Raw genomic sequence first — 23,857 nt, 5'->3', positions numbered from 1 at the left:
GGAAATAAATGGATTATAAAACTATACTGCACCAAGTAGGTCAGCTTTATCAAAATTTAAGTTTAAGACAGCGTATTATCATTGCTGCTTCTATTGTTGTTGTAGTTGGATTTTTAGTATTTTTAACCCTTTTTAGAAGCGGTTCTACAGTAGCTAGTGAGGCTGGATATTCAGTATTGTTTGAAAATGCTAATACTAGTGATTCAGCGATGATAGTAACGCAGCTTGAAAAAAGTGGGGTTCCTTATATTTTGCGTAATGAAGGAACTATTTTAGTGCCTAATGATCAAGTATATAAACAGCGTTTGGCTATTGCTTCTGCAGGGTTATTACCAAAGGATAATAAAGTAGGCTTTGAGCTTTTTGATAAACAAGAATTTGGTGCAACAGAAGCTGAGCAAAAGGTAAAATACCAAAGAGCATTAGAAGGTGAACTTGCTAGAACGATTGAAAGTTTAGAGCCTATCCATAGTGCCACAGTGCATATTGCTTTTGCTAAAGATACACTTTTTACCCAACAACAAGTCCCACCAACTGCTTCAGTAGCTTTGACGATAAAAGAAGGTTTAAAGCTTAATAAAAAGCAAATTATGGGGATTAAAAACTTAATTGCTTCTTCAGTGACAAAACTTACCCCTGAAAATGTAAAAATCATGGATCAAAAAGGTATTCCTTTAGATGATGAGGGTGCTTTTGAGAGTGATTTGATCGCTGCTCAAATTAAATATAAAAGAGATCAAGAATATGAATTAGAGCAAAAAATTGTTGCTTCTATTGCTCCATTTGCGGGTGGTTATGATAGAGTAGTGGCAAAGGTTAGTATTGATTATGATTTTTCTAAAGAAGAATCACAAAGTGAAGTATATGATCCAAACACAGTCGTGCGTAGTGAGCAAACTTTAGAAGAACACAAAGAAGGCTATAAAGATAAAGAAATTCAAGGTGTACCAGGTGCTGTTTCAAACATCGGTCCTGTAGAGGGTTTAGATGATAAAGGTGCACGCGAGGTTTATACTAAAAACCAAACTACAACTAATAATGAAATTTCTAAAAAAATCACCAACACCACTAAGCAATTTGCAACGATTAAAAGAATTTCTGCAGCCGTTGTAGTAGATGGAAAATACAAAGTAATTACTGATGATCAAGGAAATATCACAAACGAATATATTCCTTTGAGTGATAAAGAAATTCAAGCTATTGAAAATCTTACTAAAGGTGCTATAGGTTTTAATCTTGCTAGAGGTGATGCGGTTGAAGTAAATAATTTGGAATTTCATAGAACAGCTAAGGTTGAAAATAAGGTCCAAACTTTCTATTCAAGATTTGTTGAGCCATTTATCCCGCCTGTTAAGTATGTCTTTGCCGCGATTTTACTTTTTATCTTTTACAAAAAAGTTATCGTTCCATTTTCACAAAAAATGCTTGCAGATATCAAGCTTGAAGAAGAGATGGAAGGTAAAGACGGGCAAATCATTGATGAGGCTGAAGATGCTATTGAAAAATTCAATGCAGCGCGTAGAAAAGTTGAAGAACAACTTGGCTTTGGGGATAATTTTGATGAAGATGCGCTTCAATATGATGTCTTGCTCGAAAAATTAAGAGCAGTGGCTAATGAAAAAGGTGAAGAAGTGGCATTATTGTTGCAAAAACTTGTTGAAAATGAAGCTGAATTTGGTGAGAAGGATATCTAATGATAAAGCTTAGTGAAGAACAAAAAATGGTCTATGATGACCTTTCTATGCCAGAAAAGGTCGCAATTTTTTTAATCCAACTTGGAGAAGATGTAACAACAGTTTTATTTTCTCATATGGATATTAATGTCATCACTGAAATTTCTCGCTATATTGCTTTGGCAAAAAATGTTGACAAGCCAGTTGCTACTGCAGTACTTGAGGAATTTTATACTTTATTACAATCAAACCAATATTTAAAAAGTGGTGGTTTGGAATATGCAAAAGAAATTCTATTTAGAACTTTTGGTCCTGAAATTGCCAATAAAATTTTGGAAAAACTTACCAAAAGTATGGAAAATAATCAAAATTTTGCTTATCTTTCTCAAATTAAGCCTCAACAACTTGCAGACTTTATCATTAAAGAACACCCTCAAACCATAGCTTTGATTTTAGCTCATATGGATACTACTCAAGCTGCTGAAACTTTGGAGTATTTTAGCGATGAGTTAAGGGCTGAGGTTGTAATAAGAATGGCAAATCTTGGGGATATTTCACCATCAATTATCAAAAGAGTATCTGCTGTGCTTGAAAGTAAACTTGAAAGCCTTACTTCTTATAAAGTTGAAGTGGGTGGTCCAAGAGCGGTTGCTGAAGTGCTTAATCGCTTGGGTCAAAAAGCATCTAAAACAACACTTTCTTATATTGAGCAAAGTGATGAAAAACTTGCAACTACCATTAAAGATTTAATGTTTACTTTTGATGATATTTCCCAGCTTAGTACTAATGCGATTAGAGAGGTTTTAAAAGCTGCTGATAAGCGCGATTTGATGATAGGTTTAAAGGGTGCAAGCGAGGATTTAAAACAAAAATTTATGGCAAATATGTCCACGCGTGCTGCTGAAGCTTTTGTAGAAGAAATGGGCTTTTTGGGCGCTGTGCGTGTAAAAGATGTGGAAGAAGCACAAAGAAAAGTTGTTGAGGTGGTGCAAAAACTTGCAGAACAAGGTCTTATCCAAGTGGGTGAGGCTGATGAGATGATAGAGTAAGATTATGGCTAAATTAACTAATGTAATTTCACCTGAAAATATTTCTGCTCATGTGGTTGAGGGATATCATTTTAAAGTTATGAGTGAAATGTCTTCCAATGAAGAGCAAAAACAAGAAGAAACTCAAACCATAAGTCAAACTCCCCTGGCTCAAAATGCTACTCAGCAAGCAGTGGAAAATCAAACAGTAGAAACTACCCCGCAAGCCCCACAACCACAAATTCAACCTGATTTTGTAGAAGATTTGCTTAAAAAAACTGATGAAATGTCAGGAAATATCATTAAGCTACAAATGCAAATAGAAAGTCAAGAAGCTGAATTTAACAATCGCTTAAATACAGAATTAGAGCATGCAAAAGAAAAATTCACCAAAGAAGGTTATGAGCAAGCTCAAAAAAATTTTGAAAATGAATTAGAGACTTTAAAAGAAAAATACTTAAAAAGTGTAGAAAAACTTGAAAATACAGTGCAAAATCTAAATGAGTTTTTATCTAAAAATGAAAAAGAATTAGCTGATACAGCTGTAATTATCGCAAAAGAAGTGATTGCAAAAGAACTTGAGGAAAATTCCTCACTTATGGCATTAAATTTGGCAAAAGAACTTATGAACGAGCTTAAAAATGCTACTAAAATAGAATTAAAACTAAGCCCTGAAGATTTTGAATATGTAAAATCACATTTAGAACAAGAACAAAGTAATATCAAATTTAGCCTTGATGATGCGATTAATAAGGGGAGTATTTTAATATTAAGCGATGCTGGTAATATAGAATCAAACCTTAATAATCGTTTGCAAAAAATCAAAAATATGGCTAATGAATGATAGATTTAAACAGCTTAAATATTAAAAATATGCAAATTAAAGAGTTAGAAAATTTAGCTAATAATTTGCGTGAAGTTATTATAGATATAGTGAGTAAAAATGGTGGACATTTAAGTTCAAATTTAGGTGTTGTGGAACTTAGCATAGCCATGCATTATGTTTTTGATGTACAAAAAGATCCTTTTATTTTTGATGTTTCACACCAATCTTATCCACATAAGCTTTTAAGTGGCAAAATAAATAGTTTTCACACACTAAGGCAATTTAATGGCTTAAGTGGTTATACAAAACCTGATGAGGGAGATTATTTTATAGCAGGACATTCAAGCACTTCTATATCTTTAGCAGTTGGAGCTTGCAAGGCTATAAGATTAAAAAATGAAGACCGTTTGCCTGTTGTATTAATAGGCGATGGAGCTTTAAGTGCTGGTATGGCATATGAGGCTTTAAATGAGCTTGGCGATAGAGAATACCCTTGTGTGATCATTTTAAATGATAACGAGATGAGTATTTCAAAGCCAATTGGGGCTATTTCAAAATACCTTTCTCAAGCAATGGCAACGCAGTTTTATCAAAAATTTAAAAAACGCATAGAAAATCTTTTAGAGTATTTTCCTCAGGGTGCTTCTTATATGGCAAAGCGTTTTGAAGAGGGCTTAAGACTTATTACACCTGGACTTTTATTTGAAGAATTAGGGCTTGAGTATATTGGGCCTATTGATGGGCATAATTTAAATGAAGTTATTAACGCACTAAATCAAGCAAAAGCCATGAAAAAGCCTTGTGTAGTACATGCTCAAACTATCAAAGGCAAAGGTTATGCTTTAGCTGAGGGAAAAAATGCAAAATGGCATGGGGTTGGTGCTTTTGATGTTAATAGTGGAGAAAGCTTAAAACAAGGTGTAAGCAAAAAAAGTGCTACTGAAATTTTTTCAAACACTTTGTTAAATTTGGCTCAAAAATATGAAAATATAGTAGGTGTAACTGCTGCTATGCCAAGTGGAACAGGGCTTGATAAATTGATAGAAAAGTATCCTGAGCGTTTTTGGGATGTTGCAATTGCTGAACAACATGCAGTTACCTCTATGGCTGCTATGGCAAAAGAAGGGTTTAAACCTTTTATAGCAATTTATAGCACCTTTATGCAAAGAGCTTATGATCAAGTGATTCATGATTGTGCTATTATGAATTTAAATGTGGTTATTGCCATGGATAGAGCAGGAATTGTGGGTGAAGATGGAGAAACTCATCAAGGTGTTTTTGATATAAGTTTTTTAAGTGTTATTCCAAACATTACCCTAGCAGCTCCACGAGATGAAGCTATGATGAAAAATATTATGGAATATGCTTATTTTCATCAAGGAGTTTTTGCTTTTCGCTATCCTAGGGGAAATTTTTTATTAGATGATGAATTTAATCCATGTGAGATAAAACTTGCTAAAGCTCAAATTTTATCTAAAGCACAAAGCGATAAAGTATTTTTAGGTTTTGGTCAAGGTGTAGCCAAGGCAAAACTAGCTTTAGATAAACTTGGATTAGATTATGCGAGCTTAATAGATTTGATTTTTGCAAAACCTTTGGATGAAGAACTTTTAAGAGAAATTGCTAAAAATACTAAAACCTGGTTTGTCTTTTCAGATAGTGCCAAAATAGGCGGAGTAGGAAGTTTGATTACAAATTTTTTACAAAAAGAAAATCTTTATCATATAAAAGTTGTAAGTTTTGAATTTGAAGATCAATTTATAGCCCATGGCAAAACAAGTGAAGTGGAAAAATTTTTAGAGCTTGATATTGATTCGTTATGCCAAAAAATTAAAATTTATTAAAAGATAAAAAATATCTTCTAATATAATCATTTTTTTATAAAAAAAGAGTTATACTATAAGCAAAAATATTTGGAGAATAGACTATGGAACTTATTCAAATGCTTAAAAACTGTGATTTAAAAGCTACTCCACAAAGACTTTGTATTTTAAAAATTTTAAAACGCCACGAGCATCCTAATATAGAATCTTTGTATGAAAGTATTAAAGAAGAATATCCTTCTATCTCTTTAGCTACGGTATATAAAAATTTAAATACCTTAAAAGAACAAGGTTTGGTAGTAGAAATTAATACTCCAAATCAAAAAACTTGTTATGACATTTATGAATATCCACATATTCATGTAATTTGTAGTAAATGCAATCACATAGAAGATGTGCGCTATGAAGATAGTGGGATTAACAAATATCAAGAAGATCTTGAGAAAAAGATTGGTAATATTATTGACTATCTTGGCGTGTTTGCTTATGTGAATGGTTGCAAATTTTGTAAAAATAAATAAGACGCATTTTCTTGCGTCTTGAGTATACTGCTGTGAATACGATTATTAGCAAAAAATCAAATGTCTTTTTTGATAAAAAATCTTTTGAATTTTTAACTTATAAAGATTATATAAAACTTATAAAAAAAGAGCATAAAAGCAAAATAAATTTTTCTTCGCAAATGCAAAGTTATATTGTTTTAAAAATTATACTTTTTAGTTTAAGTACAAAATTTACATTTTGCAAAAATGCTTTTTTAGAAGAGAAGACCAGTAAAAATTTGAAAAAAACTTATAAAAAATTTACAAAAATATTTTTATTTTTTGAAATTTTTACTAGTGTTTTTGAAGAAAATATCCAAGAAAAATTATATGCAAATTTAAAAAATTTAAAACACAAATTTGAAATTTTAATGTCAAAAAAATTTATAATTGATGATGTAATTTCTTTTTTTAATGATAAAAATTTTGAAAATTTTTTTATAAATTTAGAGTATATTTTAAATGAAGATGAGAGTTTTTTTAGAAAAAATACGAATTCAAATTTAGAAAAAATTTTTATAAACGCACTTAAGAAAGAATGCTATTTGTTAAAAGGGCAAATAAATTCTTCAAATAATCATGTAGATTTTGATAAAATAAATTTTTTAATTAAATATTTTTCAAAAATTTATCCTAAAATGAAAAAATTTAAAAAAATGCTAAAAAATCAAAATTTGATGATAAAAGAAAAAGAAGAAATCATAATAAAAATTGATAATATCATCAAAAAAATAAGTAGGTGAAAAATGCAAAAACAAGAAAAAATAGTTAAAATGTTTGATGATATAGCTCCAACTTATGATAAAGCTAATAGAATTTTAAGCTTTGGAACTGATGTGAGTTGGAGAAAAAAAGCTTGTTTAGATGTTTTTAAATTTTCTAACAATGAACTTGATATTATCGATGTGGCTTGTGGTACGGGCGATATGATTATAGAATGGCAAAATCAAGCCCTAAGAGCAAATAAAAATATCATCAGTATAAAAGGGATTGATCCAAGTGCGGGTATGCTTGAAGTAGCTAAGAAAAAAATTCCTGAAGCGACTTTTGTACAAGCAAAAGCACAAGAGCTTCCACTTGAAAATGAAAGTGCAGACATCATAAGTATAAGTTATGGCATACGCAATGTTGTAGATAGAAAAGAAGCTATAAAAGAATTTGCAAGGGTGTTAAAAAAGGATGGGATTTTACTTGTGCTTGAATTTACCAAAAGAGAGCAGGGTGGTTTTATAGCTGCTTGTAGGGATTTTTACTTGAAAAATATTTTGCCAAAAGTGGGTGGATTTATTAGCAAAAATTATAGTGCTTATGAATATTTGCCAAATTCCATTGATGATTTTTTAAGTAAAGAAGAATTTATTAAAGAACTCCGTGAGCATTTTGAAATGCTAGAGTATAAAAGCTTTAGCTTTGGTGTTTGTTCTATGTTTATTGCAAGAAAAAAATGAAAGTTTCAGAACTTAATTTAAAAGCTAAAAGTTTATTAGAATTTCATCTTGATGATATAGAGCTTAGTGGAGAAATTTCTAAGATAACTATACATGGTTCAGGGCATTGGTATTTTGATTTAAAGGATGAAAAATCAAGTATAGCTTGCGTAATGTTTAAAGGCTTTAATCAATTTGTCCAAACCCAGCCTAAGGTTGGCGATATGCTTGATTTAAGAGGTTATGTAAGCTTGTATGAAGCAAGCGGTAGATATCAATTTATAGCAAAAAGCATGCAAAAAACAAGCCTTGGGGATTTAGAAGCTAAATTTTTAGCCTTAAAAGAAAAGCTTGAAAAAGAAGGTTTGTTTGATATAAATGCTAAAAAAAGCATTGTTAAATTTCCCAAAAAAATAGGCATAATCACCTCTTTTACTTCAGCTGCTTTGCAAGATATGTTAAAGTTAATTTCACAAAAAGAATACAATCTTTGCAAAATAACTATTTTTAATGCTCTCACTCAAGGACAAAGCGCTCCAAATTCTTTGATAAATGCTTTAAAAAAAGCCAATGAGTATGATTTAGATGCGATTATTTTAGCAAGAGGTGGTGGAAGTAGGGAGGATTTATTTTGTTTTAATGATGAAGAGCTTGCAAGATGTATTTTTTCTTTAAAAACGCCTGTTGTTTCTGCTATTGGACATGAGATTGATTATGTTATTAGTGATTTTGTAGCAGATTTAAGAGCGCCAACTCCAAGTGCGGCTATTGATATGATTTTTCCAAATAAACTCAGCTTAGAACAAGGACTTGATGAACTTACTATGCGTTTTAAAAGCCAAATGCTTAATCATCTTAAGTTTTATCAAAATAAAATAGATCATTTGCAAAATTTAGCCAAAGCGAAATCTTTAGAAAATGCTTTTTTTCTTAGAAAACAAAAGCTTGATTTTTTACAAAGTCAACTAAAGAGCGTTTTAAATTTAAAATTATTAAATTATGAAAACAAACTTAATAATTTTGAAGAGCTTTTAGCTCAGCATAAAAATTTCTTTGATAAAAGTAAAAATTTGATAAATTTACAAAAAGATGGCAAAAATATTTCTCTTGAAAAACTAAAAAAAGGAGATATTATAAAACTTTGCTCAATAAATGAGAGTAAAGAAGCCCAAATACTATAAAAAGGAGACAAAATGAGAGTAATGAATTTTAGTGCAGGTCCTTCAAATTTGCCTGATGAGGTTTTAAAAGAAGCACAGGAGCATTTGTATGACTATCATGGCAAGGGCTTTTCTATTATGGAAGTTTCTCATCGTGGAAAGGTTTTTGAAGAAGTGCATTTTGAAGCTATCAAAATGGCAAAAGAACTTTATGGGGTAAATGATGATTATGAAGTGCTTTTAATGCAAGGTGGGGCTAGTTTGCAATTTGCTATGATACCTATGAATTTATATATGGGTGGAGTTTGTGAATTTGCTAATACGGGAGTTTGGACTAAAAAGGCTATTAAAGAAGCTGAAATTTTAGGAGTAAATACAAAAATAGTAGCAAGTAGCCAAGAAAGTGAGTTTGATCATATCCCACAATTTGAATTTAGCGATAATGCTGATTATGCATATATATGCTCTAATAATACCATTTATGGAACCCAATATAAATGCTATCCAAAAACTAAAAGTCCTTTAATCATCGATGCTTCAAGTGATTTTTTTTCTAAAAAGATAGATTTTTCTAATATTGCTATGCTTTTTGGTGGAGTGCAAAAAAACGCTGGAATTTCAGGACTTGCTTGCGCATTTGTGCGTAAAGATATGATAGAGCGTAGCAAAAATAAAAACATACCTAGTATGTTAAAATACAGCATTTATGCTGAAAATGATTCTTTATTTAACACCCCTGCGACCTTTGCTATTTATATGTTTAATCTTGAAATGAAATGGCTTTTAAATCAAGGTGGCTTAGATAAAATCAATGAGCAAAATATACAAAAGGCTAAAATTTTATACGATGTGATCGATGAAAGTAATGGCTTTTACAAAGGGCATGCTAAAAAAGAAAATAGATCGCTAATGAATGTTAGTTTTAATATAGCTCATGATAAAAACTTAGAGCCAGTTTTTGTAAAAGAGGCTGAAGAAAATGGTATGATAGGCCTTAAAGGACATAAAATTTTAGGCGGAATTCGCGCTAGTATTTATAATTCTATCAGCATTGAAAAAGTTCAAAAACTAAGTGAATTTATGAAAAATTTTGCTAAAAAACATGCTTGATTTTTGGTGATTTTCACCAAAAATCATTTTTTGTATAGTAAAAACTTTACTCTTTAATGTTTATCAGCATTTTCCTAAGCCACTATTGTATTTTTTTTCAAGAAAATCTTTAAAAAATTCTTTTCTACTTTTGCAAGGTGTTTTAGGATGTTTTTCTCTCATATGTTCAAGGTATTTATCATAACTTGCAACTCCAACCAAAGGATGAAAAAACCTTTCGGATTTTTCATACCATAATTTAAGTTTTTTTATCATGCTTTTTCCTTTTTTAATGCTATATAAGGGCTTTCTTTTAAAGGAATGTTTAATTTTTTGATAAAAATTCCAAAGCAAGAAAGTATAACAAGCAAAGTGGTAATCATGAAAAACACACAAAGTATTGCATTGACAAGATTAGATGTTTTAGCTTGTGAGGCTAGTTTTAAATCTTTTTTAATTTGTTCAATTTGTATTTGATCAGTTGTTTGCTCTAATTTTAAATTTAAATCTTTTATTTTTTGAGCATTAACTTGTACAGCAGCTACATGGCTTACGGCATTATGTACTTTATCGCCTTCTTTATATGGAAGTATTTTTTGAAATCCTCCATAAAGAGTTGCAACTAGAACAAAAGTAGCTGGGACCAGCGTTACCCAAGTATATTTTGCCTTGCCCATTTTAAATAAAATCGCACTAGCTAAAAGTAAAGCCATGCCAGCAAGCATTTGGTTGCTCACTCCAAAAAGTGGCCAAAGTGAGTAAATTCCACCTTTTGGATCAATGGCTCCTTGATAAAGAAAATATCCCCAACCTGCAACACTCAATGCAGTGGCAAAAATACCTGCAAAAGTGTTATTGATATTTCCTAAAGGTTTATATATATTGCCTAATATATCTTGAGCCATAAATCTGCAAGCTCTCGTTCCTGCATCAACTGCAGTTAAAATAAATAAAGCCTCAAATAAAATAGCAAAGTGATACCAAAAGCCCATTAAATTTACTCCACCAAAAAGCTCGTGTAAAATTAAAGCTACACCTACGGCGAATGTTGGTGCTCCACCAGTTCTTGAAAGTATACTTTGTTCTCCTATATTGGTAGTAAGAGTTGTAATTTCTTCAGGTGTTATTTTAAAGCCCCAGCTAGAAATAGTAGCAGCGGCATTGACAACATCAGTCCCTATAACAGCTGCAGGAGAGTTAATAGCAAAATAAAGACCAGGATGTAAAATACAAGCACAAATTAAAGCCATGATAGCCACAGCACTTTCCATAAGCATGGAGCCATATCCAACAGCTAAAGCATGGGTTTCATTTTCAAGCATTTTAGGAGTTGTACCACTTGAAATTAAAGCATGAAAACCACTAATAGCTCCACATGCTATAGTGATAAATAAAAATGGAAAAATAGCTCCAGCAAACACAGGACCACTTCCATCTAAATATTGAGAATTGATTTTTGGCATTTGTAAATCAGGTGCTACAAAGATAATAGCCAAAGCCATAATTACAATAACACCGATTTTCAAAAAAGTTGATAAATAATCTCTTGGAGCAAGTAAAAACCAAACTGGTAAAATCGCTGCTATAAAACCATAAGCCATCATTATAAGGGCTAGAGTTGGAGCGCTTAGTGTGAAAATATTAGCCCAATAAGGATTAGCAGCTATTTCACTACCATAATGTATAGCAAGTATAAGAAGTATAAAACCTATTATAGAAGCTTCACCTACTTTACCAGGTCTTAAAAATCTCATATAAATACCCATAAAAATAGCAATAGGTATTGTCATGGCTATGGTAAACAATCCCCAAGGTGACTCAGCCAAGGCTTTAACAACAACCATTGCCAAAATTGCTATAATGATTAACATGATTCCAAAGATAGCAAGCATAGCAAATCCACCAGTAAGCTTACCAAGTTCATCTTTTATCATTTCACCTAAAGATTTTCCATTACGGCGTGTAGAGATAAACAAAACAACAAAGTCATGCACTGCTCCAGCTAGTACTCCGCCGATTAAAATCCAAAGCATGGAAGGTAAATAACCCATTTGAGCAGCCAGTATAGGACCTACTAAAGGACCAGCTCCTGCAATAGCTGCAAAATGATGCCCAAAAAGTACAATTTTGTTAGTAGGGACAAAGTCACATCCATCATTTTTAACGGTAGCAGGAGTTGCTCTATTTTTATCTAGTTCTAAGACTTTATATGCAATATATCTACCATAAAATCTATATCCTATGATATAAATACATAAAGCAGCAATAACAAGGTAAATTGCTGAAATACTTTCGCCATTTTGGAGCGCTAATATACTAAAACATACAGCAGCAACAATAGCGACAAAAAACCAAAGTATTTTGTTTGTTACACTCATTTTCTTCCTTTAATTTTAGTGACTTTTAGTGTATCGTAGTTTTTTATTTTATGATTGTTTAAATGATTTAATAGGGATATATATTACAAAATGTAACACAAGTTAAATTTATATTTGCTAAAATAAAATAATTTTTAAAAATATTTGAATGTGATTATTTTAAATACTTGTGATAGAATATTAGTTTTAAAATCAAGGTAATCATAATATGAATAAAGACAAAATAATTATAATTGGTGCTAAGGAAAATAATCTTAAAAATATTAATCTAGAAATTCCTAAAAATAAACTCATAGTTTTTACAGGACTTAGTGGAAGTGGTAAATCTACTTTAGCCTTTGGCACGCTTTATGCAGAAGGACAACGCCGTTATATTGAAAGTTTAAGTGCTTATGCAAGGCAGTTTTTAGATAAAGTGGGTAAGCCAAATGTCGATAAAATAGAAGGTTTAACCCCTGCCATTGCCATTGATCAAAAAACAACTTCAAAAAATCCTCGATCAACCGTTGGAACCATTACTGAAATTTATGATTATTTAAGATTATTATATGCAAGAATTGGCACGCAACATTGCCACAAATGCGGACAAAAAATCTCATCTATGAGTGCAGCAGATATCGTAGGTGAAATCTTAAAGCTTCCAAAAGGAGCAAAAATTGTCATTTACGCGCCTTTGATCAAAGAAAAAAAAGGAACTTTTGCAGATCTTTTGGAAAATTTAGTCGCAAAAGGTTATGTTAGAGCACAAATTGATGGGGTTTTAACGCGTCTTGATGAGGATATTGAGCTTGCTAAAACTAAAAAACATACAATAAAACTTGTAATAGATAGACTTCAAATTCAAGATGATATGCTAGCAAGACTTGCAAGTGATATAGAAAAAGGATTGAGTGAGAGTTTTGGCGAGGTAGAAATTGAAGTTTTAAATAATGAAGAATTAAACATACCTAAGCATTTTCATTATAGTGAGCATAATGCTTGTTTTGATTGTAAAATTTCTTTTCCTTTGCTTGAGCCTTTGAGTTTTTCTTTTAATTCTCCAAAAGGCGCTTGTCCAAGTTGTGATGGTCTTGGTATAAGATATACACTGGATATGAAAAAGCTTATCAATGAAGAATTAAGCTTAGAAGCAGGAGCTATAAAACTTTTATATGGGTTTAATAAAAGTTATTATTATAAATTTTTAATGGCATTTTGCGAGCAAAATGATATCAGGATAAAAATTCCATATAATGAGCTAAGCGAAGAAGAAAAGCGTTTGGTGCTTTATGGTAATGCTAAGGAAATTAACTTTTTATGGAAAAGACATCGTTTAAGTCGTAAATTTGAAGGTGCGGTTAAATATGCCTATGAAATGCTAAAAGATGAAAAAGATTTAAGCGAGTATATGAGTGAAAAAACTTGCAAAGATTGCAATGGTCATCGTTTAAGAGCTGAGAGTTTAGCTGTAAAAGTTGCAGAAAAAAATTTGGGTGAAATTTTAGATATGAGCATAGAAAATACCACTGCATTTTTTTCAAAAGAAACTAATTTTGCGTATTTAAGTGAACAAGAAAGATTGATAGCTAAGCCTATTTTTAAAGAAATTAATGAAAGATTATTTTTTCTTTATGATGTAGGACTTGGGTATTTATCCTTAGGGCGTGATGCAAGAACCATTAGTGGAGGAGAAGCTCAAAGAATTCGTATAGCTTCTCAAATTGGTAGTGGTTTAAGCGGGGTGATGTATGTTTTAGATGAGCCTAGTATTGGTTTGCATGAGCGAGATACAGCAAAACTCATTAAAACTTTAAGAAATCTTCAGCAAAAGGGTAATACTTTAATCGTAGTTGAGCATGATAAAATGACTATAGAAGAAGCAGATTTTATTGTAGATATTGGCCCAAATGCTGGTAAATTTGGTGGAGAGGTCGTATTTAGTGGAACTTATAAAGAATTATTAAAAAGCAAAAGCCAAACCGCCCTTTATATGAGTGGCAAAAAGCAAATTGCTCATCAAAAAAACAGAGAACAAAAAGATTTTATCAGCTTAAAAGATGTGAGTATTAATAATATTCAAAATTTGAGTGTAGATTTTCCACTACACAATCTTGTAGCAATTACAGGCGTTTCAGGAAGTGGTAAAAGCTCATTAATTTTACAAACTTTACTTCCGTTTGCAAAAGAAGAACTTAATCGTGCTAAAAAAGTTAAAAAACTAAGTGGGGTTAAAATAGAAGGTTTAGAAAAACTTGATAAGGTGATTTATCTTGATCAAAGTCCTATAGGAAGAACTCCGCGTTCAAATCCTGCTACTTATACAGGCGCTATGGATGAAATTCGTAATCTTTTTGCAGCTACCAAAGAAGCTAAAATGCGAGGCTATAAAGCAGGGCGTTTTTCTTTTAATGTTAAAGGTGGAAGATGTGAAAAGTGTAGTGGCGATGGCGAGATTAAAATCGAAATGCATTTTTTACCTGATGTGATGGTAACTTGTGATGTTTGTAATGGTAAAAGATATAATGATGCAACACTAGAGATTAAATATAAAGGTAAAAGCATAGCTGATGTTTTAAATATGAGTATCATAGAAGCAAGTGAGTTTTTTACTTTGGTGCCAAAAATCAAGCAAAAGCTTGATACTTTAGTAAAAGTTGGGCTTGATTATCTTACTTTAGGACAAAATGCAACTACTTTAAGTGGTGGGGAGGCTCAGCGTATTAAGCTAGCTAAAGAATTAAGCAGAAGCGATACGGGAAAAACTCTTTATATTTTAGATGAGCCTACAACGGGACTTCATTTTGAAGATGTTAATAAACTTATTTTGGTTTTGCAACATTTAGTTGATCTTGGAAATAGCGTGTTTGTGATAGAGCATAATCTTGATGTTATAAAAAATGCTGATTATATCATAGATATGGGGCCAGAAGGTGGAGTTAAAGGTGGTAAGGTTATAGCTAAAGGTAGCGTTGAAGAGCTTGTTAAAAATCATAAAAAAAGTGGTTCTTATACTGGGTATTATTTAAATTTAGAGTTAAAAAATAAGGAAGATTAAAAAATATTAAATTCCTGCCAAAAGGCAGGAAAAATTATAAAGGATTTTTATAGGTTTTTATTACATCTTTTTTGTCATTTGTGCGATCTAAGATATAAATAATATCATTTTTTATGGCTAAAGATTTTGGATTATCAAGTCCGCTTATAGCGTATGCATCTGTTATTTTTGCATTTTTATAATCAATTATAAGTAAGGTGCTATAGCGTAAACTTAAAGCAAGCATTTTGCCATTGTCAATTTCTGCGCCAACTATGTAATAATCGTTAACATCCCTACCATCTTTTAATTTTAAATTTTCATCTACGCTGATTATTTTCTCTCCACTTAATAAATAATCTTTAGTGCTAGCATAAGATAGAATAAGTTTTTTGCTAAATTTATTTGGAATAGTAATTAAATATAAAAATTCTCCATCATTTGCATAAGAGTGAACATAATTTTGCTTCGCTCTAATCGTTAAAATATACTTTCTTGATGGTTCAAACCACTCATTTTTTTTCGTATAAAACGCAGGAGAGATTCCGCCGCTTGTTTCTTTAAAAGTTTGCCATTCAAGCATAGGGTCGATTTCTTTTTCTGTTTTTTGGGTTCCACTAAAAGTTTTATTGAAAGCTCCAATTACAAATTTATCGCCTATAAATGTTGCATCAACTATATATTTCATATCATTACCATTAGTTTTATCAAATAGCACATGGCCATTTGAGCTTTTAAAATCTTTAGTATATGAAACTGCCATTTCATTACTTACCAATGCAAATTCATCATTAGTTTTGTCATATGCTAATGCGTTAATGTTTTTGTATTTTGCAAGTTCAGGAATATTGATTTCTATTGTTTCTAAGTTTTGTAAGCTTTTGCTTAATTCAAATGCACCCTTTGAAGGATCTTTTTCTATAATTAAATCTTTTGGTTCGATTATATCTTTTATATATACATTTTCAGGTACATTTTTTCCAAGAAGATTAAATTTAGTAATTCTTGTCCAAACTTCTGTAGTCCAAGTTTTACTCATAATGCTCATATCAAAAGTCATACGGTCAGGATTTGATTTACCAGTATATGGAGGAATTCCATTGATAATTAAAGCTTGAAAGGCATTTGAACAAACTACTATAAAAGAAAGTATAATAACCAATTTAGAATAGCCATTAAGTGGTTTTACGGATATTTTTTCATTTACTAAATCTTGCATCATAGAACTATTTTTTCTTATAAAAAGTAAAGCAAGTCCCATCACAACTACAACGCACCAATAAACAACAACAGCCCAAGTATAAGTATGAGCCCCAACTAGTTTATCGCCAAGACCTATTCCAATATCTCTTTGCCACCAACTTGCAGTATGGCGTATTCCCATATAAATTCCATAACCTGCAAATAAAAACACACAAACAATATATTTTATTTGAGGCCCATATCTTAAAATTAGCATACCAAGAACACCAATAATTATCATACCAATGCGCTCAAACCAACAAAGTGTGCAAGGTGATTCATTGTGATAATATCCTAAATACATATTAGCAAATCCAACAGGTATTGCTAAGATAAGTAAAACAGCAGTACTCATGAAAAGGTAAAAATATTGATCGTTTTTATTTAAATAAGTATTCATTTTAGCTCCCTACCAATTACCACTAGGGATTATAGAGTCAAAACTTGCGATTAAATACATGAAGTAATTAAGCAATGCGCCGCAAAGAAAAATGCCAAAAATCATTTTTTCCTTTTCTGGTTTAATTAAAATTAACAATATAGAAATTGCCAGTAAAACTAATATGCTAAATTCCATATTAACTCCTTTTCTATTTATATTTGATAAAATTTTATTAAAAAAATGTTAAAAATTATCTTAAAAAATAAGGAGTTATTGGAATTTATAAGCTAACCATAAATTTCACCTCTTTTGTATTCATAAATACTTTGCATATCTTTATCACCCCTTCCTGAAAGATTTACAACTATCACACTTTTTTTCTTTAAAGTCGGACAAAGTTTTTCTAAATAAGCTAATGCATGTGAGCTTTCAATAGCGGGTATAATACCTTCTTCTTTACATAATAATTTTAAAGCATTAATACACTCATCATCGCTAATAGCATGATAACTTGCTCTTTTGCTTTCTTGTAAATATGCGTGCAAAGGACCTATGCCGGGGTAATCAAGCCCAGCAGAGATACTAAAAGTATGAGCAATGTTTCCTTTATTATCTTGTAAAACCTTAGTTTTCATACCATGGATAATACCCTCTTTACCTTTAGTAAGTGTGGCTGCATGATAAGGTGTATCTTTTCCTAAACCTGCTGCTTCAACACCTATGAGCTTAACTTTTTCATCTTTTAAAAATGCATGAAAAATTCCAGCAGCATTGCTACCACCTCCAGCTGCTGCTATGATGTAATCTACTTTTTTGTTTAATTTTCTAAGTTGTATTTTGCATTCTTTACCTATAATGCTTTGAAAATGCGTAACAATTTGTGGATAAGGATAAGGCCCCACTGCACTTCCTACTACATAAAATACTTCTTTGGTATTTTTAACCCAAAACTTTAAAGCCTCATCTACTGCATCGCTTAAAGTTTTACTTCCACTTTCTACTGCATGAACTTTTGCCCCTAAAAGCTCCATTTTATAGACATTTAAGGCTTGTCTTTTTACATCAATAGCTCCCATAAATATCTCACATTCAAGTCCTAAAAGGGCTGCTGCGGTAGCTGTTGCAAGCCCGTGTTGTCCTGCTCCAGTTTCTGCGATAATTTTTTTCTTATTCATTTTCTTTGCCATTAAGGCTTGAGCTATGGCATTATTGATCTTATGAGCTCCTGTGTGAGTTAAGTCTTCTCTTTTTAAATAAATTTCATGATTATAAAGCTTGCTTAAATTTTTAGCATGGTATAAGGGTGTGGGTCTTCCTATATAATTAGCTAAGAGTTCTTTTAATTCTGCGTTAAAATCTTTATCTTTTTTGAGTTTTAAAAAAGCTTTTTCTACTTCATCTAGTGCTATTTTTACTTCATTTGGCACAAATTGCCCACCAAATTTTCCATAATATTTTTTCATAGTATTTCCTTAAAATGATTAATAATATAAAATCAAAAATGATTAACTAAAACTAAAAAAGTAAAATAAAAATGATTGAAAATGTAGTAGTAGGCTTAACGCCAAGAAAAAGAAGCTTTGTTAAATGAGTATTCTAAAATTAGTTTAGAAAATTTTTTCCTTTCCATAGTTTTTCCTTTTAAAAAATTGCCAAATGACTTTACATTCTAAGATAATTATTATTAAAAATTCTTTAAAATGGCAGTTTAGAAAATAAATACTAAGAAAATTTATAATGTTTGATTTTTTATATAATGACATAAGCTATATAGGACTTTTTATAGTATGTTTTCTCTCTAGCACGCTTTTGCCTATGGCAAGTGAGGCTTTTGTATTTGCTTTTGTGAAATTAGATTTTAATGTTTATATGGTTTTATTTGTCGCAAGTTTGGGAAATACTTTGGGTAGTTTAAGTACTTATGCGTTAGCTTATTTTGGAGAGAGTCAAATTCTAGAAAAATATTTTAAAAACTCTTTATGTAAATTAGAAAAAATCAATGCAAATTTTAAAAAATTTGGCTCTTTGTATGCTTTTTTTACTTTTTTACCCATAGTAGGAGATCTTTTTGCGCTAGGGCTTGGATTTGCTAAGTATTCTTTTTTAAAAGCAAGTATTTTTATAGCCTTGGGTAAATTAAGCCGTTATATTTTTGTAATTTTCATGGCAAATTCCATTTAAAAGTCTTGATTTTAAAAGATTTAAAAGTCTAGCATTATCAATATCTTTTAAAACTTTTATAGTATTTTTTAATTCATGATTTTTCATAGGCATTTTTGCATCTTTAAAACATCTTATCGTGCTTCCTCTAGCAAAAGTACTATCGCAAATAACATCTACTAAATACTCATCAAAACTTGCTAAATTGGGATCAAGCATATAAGCAATAGTTAATGCATCATGTATCCATGTACCATTTGTGCCTCTTGTTTTGCTTGCATAATTAATCCAAACTCTTAAAGTCTGTACTAAAAAATCACAAAGAGGATTTTGATTTTCTAAAGCATTTAAATCCTCATGTGTGAGCATAGTTTGCATTGTTGCATTATAAGGAACAAGTGTGATTTTGGCTCTTGAGTTTAAAACTATACTAGCAGCTTCAGGATCAAAGCCAAAATTTGTATCTTTGATGTGATAAGGCATGTCAAAACTTCCACCCATGATAAAAATTTCTTTCACATTTTTATCAAAGTCTTTAAAAAGCTTCATCGCTATGGCTATATTTGTTAAAGGCCCTATAGCGCAAATTGAAATTTCACCTGGGTTTTGCATAATAAGCTCACCCATTTTTATACAAGCATTTGGAGTGATATTTTCTAAAATTTTAATAGGCTCAATCTCATCCCAAAGATGGCTAAGATTAAATTTTTTAGCACTATCATCTAGTCTTTGTCGCCAAAATTTACTATCTTCATATAAAGCTTCATGAGCGCCTAAATACAAAGGTATATCCAGATTAAGCTTACTTAATAAATCTTTAGCAACGCTATAAGCGGTTAAAGCTTGTACATTACCACTTAAAGTGCTAATCATTTCAAGTTTGATTTCTTTGGATGCTAAAATAAGTCCAAGGGCTAAACCATCATCCGTATTAGCCCCTGCTATTCCATTGCCTATATCAGTATCTAAAATAAGGCGTATCATATCGCATCTTCTATTAAATTTAAATCCCTGCCTCTAGTTTCTGGTGCAAAGAAAGTTGTAATAAAACCAATTCCTGCAGTGACAACAAAATACAAGGCTATTGGCCACCAAGTGCCATAATAAGCAAGCAAAGCTGAAGCTATCATAGGAGCAGTTCCCCCTGAAAGTATAGAGCCAAATTCTTTTGCTAGTGCCATTTTGGTATAGCGATTTTTTGCTCCAAAAAGCTCCACACCCCACGCAGCTTGCACGCCAAAAATCCCTAAAGATGCCAAAGACATGCCTACGATGATAGTTAAAATTACAATAATTTCATTTTTACTATCAAGTAGCATAAAAGCAGGGAAGGCATAAAGCATTAAAAGTAAGCAAAAGGTTCTATAAGTAATACGTCTTCCAAATTTATCACTTAAATATCCTGCTAAAGGTATAACTAAAAATCCCACCAAAGAAGCGATAACAACAGCAGTTGTGGCTACTGATTTATCAAGAAGTAGAATTTTAGTTACATAGCCTACTATAAAGCCTTGTGCAAGATAAGATGGCCCATTTTCTCCTATTCTTATACCTACCATAGTCCAAAATGCGCGACTTTTTTGCCAAAAAGTTCTTTCATCTTTTTTCATATGCACTTCATTTTCATGACGAATTTTTAGCATTAATTCTTTTTGTTTTTCAAAAACAGGAGTTTCTTTTACATTTAAACGTATATAAACAGCAAAAAGTGCTATAAAAATACTTCCTATAAAAGGAATTCTCCATCCCCATTCTTTGAAACTAGCATCATCCATGCTTGTAACTAAAAGCCATACAAAAGCTGCAAGCAAGGTTCCACTATTTGATCCAAGAGCGATGATAGAAGAGATTAAACCTCTATGCTTACTAGGAGCATATTCTCCAAGCATGACAGTCCCGCCTGAAAGCTCAGCACCTGCGCCAAAGCCTTGCATAAAACGCAAAATAACCAAACATATAGGAGCCCAAATTCCAATTACTGCATAACTTGGTATAAAACCAATTAAAGTAGTTGAAATACCCATTAATGCAATGGTGCTCATCAATACATTTTTTCTTCCGTATTTATCTCCTAAATATCCAAAAAATAAAGCTCCAATAGGTCTAGCAATAAAACCTATACCATAAGTAACAAAACTAAGCAATAATGCTATAACAGGAGTTTGCTCAGGAAAGAAAACTTCTGAAAAAACAGTAGCTGCAGCTAGGCCATAAAGTGCAAAATCTGCATATTCCATAGCAGTTCCTAGCCAACACGAAAACACAGCCTTTTTGAAGGCTTTTTTTCCTTGTGGAGTTTGAAAATTTTCATCCGCGATTGATTTTGTTTGCAAGATTAAACCTTTATTTGAAATTTCAAAATGATAATTTTATCTAAAATGCTTAAAATGGAAATTTAATACTTTTTACCGACTTTTAAATAATTTTGGGCGATAATTATTATTATTTTTTAATATAGGAAAAAAATGAAAACTTTAACCATAATTGATACTTTTGGTTTTTTCTTTAGACTTTTTTATGCTTTAAAGGGTTTGAAAAATTCAAAAGGCGAACCTAGTAATATGATTAGTGGTTTTGCTAATTTTATTTATAGTTTGAAAAATGAACATCCTAGCGATATGATTATTTTTGCTCTTGATAGTAAGGGAAAAACTTTTAGAAGTGAAATTGATCCAAATTATAAAATTAACCGCACTCCACCTCCACCTGATTTATTAGCTCAAATTCCAATTTGCATTCAAATGATAGAAAAAATGGGTTTTTCAAGTTTTTCTTGTGAAGGATATGAGGCTGATGATATTATCGCATCTTTGGTTAAAGAGTGTGAAAATAAGGATATTTTTATAAGAATTATTACCCAAGATAAAGATTTATATCAACTTATAAAAGATGATAAAGTTAGTATTTATAGTCCTATTTCAAAAAATGATTATAATGAAGCAGGGTGTTTAGAAAAATATGGGGTAAAACCTAGCCAAATAAGAGATTTTTTAGCTCTATGTGGAGATAGCTCAGATAATATCCCAGGGGTAAAAGGAATTGGCGCTAAGGGCGCTAAAAATTTACTTGATGAGTTTGAGAGCATTGAGGGAATTTATGAAAATTTAACACTGGTGCGTAATGAAAGAAGTCGTAATTTATTGCTTGAAGGCAAAGAAAATGCTTTTTTGAGCAAAAAACTTGCTTCTTTGTATGAAAATTTAGATGTGAAAAATATGCTTTTAAATTGTGAGTATCCAAAAGATGAACCTTTGCTTAAGATTATGGATGTTTTAGAACATTATGAATTAAATGCTTTATTAAAAAAACTACGCACTAATCCTACTAATAAAGATAAAAATTTAGGATTTAATGCAAGATTAATTTTAGATGAGAAAGAATTATTTGACATTTTAGAAAAAATTGATGATCAAAGCATTGTTGCTTTTGATACTGAAACTACAGGCTTAGATACTAAAGAAGCTAAGATAGTAGGATTTAGTTTTTGTTCTCATGAAAGTGAAGCCTTTTATGTACCACTTGCACATGATTATTTAGGAGTTTGTAAGCAAATTTCTATGCAAGCGGCTAAAAAGGGCATAGAAAAAATCTATCAAAGCACGGTTATAGGTCATAATCTTAAATATGATTTTGAGATTATAAAAAATAATTTTAATTTACTTCCACCAAAAAACTATGCTGATACCATGATACTTGCATGGCTTAAAGAGCCAAGTTTGCGTGTAAATATGGATGTTTTAGCAAAAAGAATATTTGATTATGAGACTTTGCATTTTGAAGATTTAGTAAAAAAAGGAGAAAGCTTTGCAGGGGTTGATGTAGAAAAAGCTTGTAAATATGCTGCTGAAGATGCCTATATCACTTTAAGATTTTATCTGTATTTTTTAAAAAATTTAGAAAAGTCTTTACTTGAACTTGCACAAAAAAGTGAGTTTGAATTTATCAAAGTGCTTATTATGATGGAAAATAATGGCATTAAACTTGATATTCAAAAGCTTGAAAGTTTAATGCAAAATTTTAATCAAGATATAAAAATACTAAGTGAAAAAATATATGATTTAGCGGGTGAAAAATTTAATATTAACTCTCCTAAACAAGTAGGGGATATTTTATTTGAAAAACTCAAACTACCAAGTGGTAAAAAAAGCAAAACAGGTTATTCTACTGATGAAAAAGTTTTAAACAATCTCATAGATGAACATCTTATTATAAAAGAAATTTTAGCCTATAGAGAGCTTGCAAAATTAGTTGGGACTTATTGTGAACCTTTGTTAAAATTAGCTAAAAAAGATGAAAACTCAAGAATTTATTCAAGCTTTTTACAAACTGGTACTGCAACTGGGCGCCTTTCATCAAAAGATCCAAATTTGCAAAACATCCCTGCGCATGGTCAATATGCTAAAGATTATAAAACCTGCTTTGTGGCAAAAGAAGGATTTAGCTTTATCTCGCTTGATTATTCACAAATTGAGCTTAGAATGCTAGCGCATTTTAGTGAAGATGAGAAATTATTAGAAGCGTTTTCAAACGATGAGGATATTCATGCAAAAACCGCGATAATGATTTTTGGCGAAAGTAATTATCATACCAGAAGCATTGCAAAAAGTATTAATTTTGGACTTATTTATGGCATGGGTTATAAAACTTTAAGTCAAAATTTAAAGATCGAAGCAAAGTTGGCTAAAGAATATATTGAAAAATATTTTAAGAATTTTACTAGTATAAAAACTTATTTTGAAAAAGTAAAAAATGAAGCTAAGCAAAATGGTTTTATAAAGACTTTACTAGGCCGTAAGCGTTATTTTGACTTTGAAAATGCAAAGCCTATGCAAATTGCAATGTATGAAAGAGAAAGCATTAACTCTATACTTCAAGGTTCAGCTGCTGATATAATAAAACTTGCAATGATAGAAATTGCAAAAGATTTAGATGAGAACAAACGCTTGATTTTGCAAATCCATGATGAGCTTATTTTTGAAGTAAAAGATGAATTTTGTGATGAATTTGCAAAAAATGCTAGTGATATTATGGAAAATATTGTAAAATTAAAAGTTAAATTAAAAACTTCATCAAGTATTGCCAAAAATTGGGGCACATTAAAATAAGGAGAATAA

General features: G+C 31.0%; 19 protein-coding genes. 12 read left to right on the top strand and 7 right to left on the bottom strand.

The annotated features are described in order from the left end of the window. The first annotated feature begins 8 nt into the window (after positions 1-8). The 9 genes from fliF to serC all read left to right on the top strand — a co-directional run bounded on the left by fliF (position 9) and on the right by serC (position 9,589). Positions 9-1,694, top strand: coding sequence for a flagellar basal-body MS-ring/collar protein FliF (fliF, locus tag CLLT_RS06795; protein ID WP_074692441.1), 1,686 nt, complete (start codon positions 9-11; stop codon positions 1,692-1,694). Next, positions 1,694-2,722 carry a flagellar motor switch protein FliG gene (fliG, locus tag CLLT_RS06790; protein WP_012662055.1) on the top strand — a complete coding sequence of 343 codons (1,029 nt, stop codon included), beginning with the start codon at positions 1,694-1,696 and terminating at the stop codon, positions 2,720-2,722. Before fliF ends, fliG begins: the two co-directional genes overlap by 1 nt. Before the next feature lie 4 nt (positions 2,723-2,726). Beyond that, the gene (gene fliH, locus CLLT_RS06785) at positions 2,727-3,545 is read left to right on the top strand and encodes a flagellar assembly protein FliH (protein WP_074692442.1); all 819 of its coding nucleotides are present in this window, start codon (positions 2,727-2,729) and stop codon (positions 3,543-3,545) included. Next, positions 3,542-5,371 carry a 1-deoxy-D-xylulose-5-phosphate synthase gene (gene dxs / locus CLLT_RS06780; RefSeq protein WP_012662053.1) on the top strand — a complete coding sequence of 610 codons (1,830 nt, stop codon included), beginning with the start codon at positions 3,542-3,544 and terminating at the stop codon, positions 5,369-5,371. The genes fliH and dxs overlap by 4 nt, the downstream gene beginning before the upstream one ends. 83 nt (positions 5,372-5,454) lie before the next feature. Then, the gene (gene perR / locus CLLT_RS06775) at positions 5,455-5,871 is read left to right on the top strand and encodes a peroxide-responsive transcriptional repressor PerR (protein WP_012662052.1); all 417 of its coding nucleotides are present in this window, start codon (positions 5,455-5,457) and stop codon (positions 5,869-5,871) included. Positions 5,872-5,882: 11 nt separating this feature from the next. Beyond that, on the top strand, positions 5,883-6,635 hold the full coding sequence (locus CLLT_RS06770; protein ID WP_070255241.1) for a hypothetical protein: 753 nt from the start codon (positions 5,883-5,885) through the stop codon (positions 6,633-6,635). Between the two features lie 3 nt (positions 6,636-6,638). Beyond that, positions 6,639-7,340 carry a bifunctional demethylmenaquinone methyltransferase/2-methoxy-6-polyprenyl-1,4-benzoquinol methylase UbiE gene (gene ubiE / locus CLLT_RS06765; RefSeq protein WP_012662050.1) on the top strand — a complete coding sequence of 234 codons (702 nt, stop codon included), beginning with the start codon at positions 6,639-6,641 and terminating at the stop codon, positions 7,338-7,340. Continuing rightward, on the top strand, positions 7,337-8,500 hold the full coding sequence (gene xseA, locus CLLT_RS06760) for an exodeoxyribonuclease VII large subunit (RefSeq protein WP_012662049.1): 1,164 nt from the start codon (positions 7,337-7,339) through the stop codon (positions 8,498-8,500). Before ubiE ends, xseA begins: the two co-directional genes overlap by 4 nt. A gap of 12 nt (positions 8,501-8,512) precedes the next feature. Beyond that, positions 8,513-9,589 (top strand): phosphoserine transaminase, encoded by a 1,077-nt coding sequence (serC, locus tag CLLT_RS06755; protein WP_012662048.1) that lies wholly within the window; start codon positions 8,513-8,515, stop codon positions 9,587-9,589. 63 nt (positions 9,590-9,652) lie between these two features. Here the strand turns inward: serC and kcuS are convergent, their stop codons facing one another. Then, a complete protein-coding gene (gene kcuS, locus CLLT_RS06750; RefSeq protein ID WP_012662047.1) occupies positions 9,653-9,844 on the bottom strand; it encodes a KCU-star family selenoprotein in 192 nt (63 codons plus the stop codon). Further along, entirely contained in the window at positions 9,841-11,946 is a 2,106-nt protein-coding gene (locus CLLT_RS06745) for a carbon starvation CstA family protein (protein ID WP_012662046.1), read from the bottom strand. The genes kcuS and CLLT_RS06745 overlap by 4 nt, the downstream gene beginning before the upstream one ends. Positions 11,947-12,154: 208 nt before the next feature. On the opposite strand from CLLT_RS06745, the gene uvrA reads away from it, so the two are divergent. After that, complete coding sequence (gene uvrA / locus CLLT_RS06740) at positions 12,155-14,980, top strand: excinuclease ABC subunit UvrA (protein ID WP_012662045.1); 2,826 nt, start codon at positions 12,155-12,157, stop codon at positions 14,978-14,980. Positions 14,981-15,014: 34 nt separating this feature from the next. Here uvrA and CLLT_RS06735 read toward each other — a convergent pair whose 3' ends face one another. The 3 genes from CLLT_RS06735 to trpB form a co-directional block, all read right to left on the bottom strand. Then, on the bottom strand, positions 15,015-16,601 hold the full coding sequence (locus tag CLLT_RS06735; protein ID WP_012662044.1) for a disulfide bond formation protein B: 1,587 nt from the start codon (positions 16,599-16,601) through the stop codon (positions 15,015-15,017). 9 nt (positions 16,602-16,610) lie between these two features. Continuing rightward, positions 16,611-16,778 carry a hypothetical protein gene (locus tag CLLT_RS06730; RefSeq protein ID WP_172461673.1) on the bottom strand — a complete coding sequence of 56 codons (168 nt, stop codon included), beginning with the start codon at positions 16,776-16,778 and terminating at the stop codon, positions 16,611-16,613. A gap of 92 nt (positions 16,779-16,870) precedes the next feature. Further along, entirely contained in the window at positions 16,871-18,046 is a 1,176-nt protein-coding gene (gene trpB / locus CLLT_RS06725) for a tryptophan synthase subunit beta (RefSeq protein ID WP_012662043.1), read from the bottom strand. A 274-nt stretch (positions 18,047-18,320) separates the two neighbouring features. On the opposite strand from trpB, the gene CLLT_RS06720 reads away from it, so the two are divergent. Beyond that, the gene (locus CLLT_RS06720) at positions 18,321-18,764 is read left to right on the top strand and encodes a YqaA family protein (protein ID WP_012662042.1); all 444 of its coding nucleotides are present in this window, start codon (positions 18,321-18,323) and stop codon (positions 18,762-18,764) included. Here CLLT_RS06720 and CLLT_RS06715 read toward each other — a convergent pair. Further along, complete coding sequence (locus CLLT_RS06715) at positions 18,720-19,724, bottom strand: nucleoside hydrolase (RefSeq protein ID WP_041570401.1); 1,005 nt, start codon at positions 19,722-19,724, stop codon at positions 18,720-18,722. The genes CLLT_RS06720 and CLLT_RS06715 overlap by 45 nt on opposite strands. Further along, positions 19,724-21,079: an MFS transporter gene (locus CLLT_RS06710; protein WP_115614002.1), complete on the bottom strand. Its 1,356-nt coding sequence runs from the start codon at positions 21,077-21,079 to the stop codon at positions 19,724-19,726. Before CLLT_RS06710 ends, CLLT_RS06715 begins: the two co-directional genes overlap by 1 nt. 129 nt (positions 21,080-21,208) lie before the next feature. Here CLLT_RS06710 and polA point away from each other — a divergent pair, with 129 nt between their 5' ends. Next, a complete protein-coding gene (gene polA / locus CLLT_RS06705) occupies positions 21,209-23,848 on the top strand; it encodes a DNA polymerase I (RefSeq protein ID WP_074692446.1) in 2,640 nt (879 codons plus the stop codon). The last annotated feature ends 9 nt before the right edge of the window (positions 23,849-23,857 follow it).

Source organism: Campylobacter lari subsp. lari, from assembly GCF_013372185.1.
GTDB classification, from domain to species: domain Bacteria; phylum Campylobacterota; class Campylobacteria; order Campylobacterales; family Campylobacteraceae; genus Campylobacter_D; species Campylobacter_D lari.
Note: the sequence above shows the minus strand (reverse complement) of the source record. Positions and strands in the feature narration are given on the sequence as shown.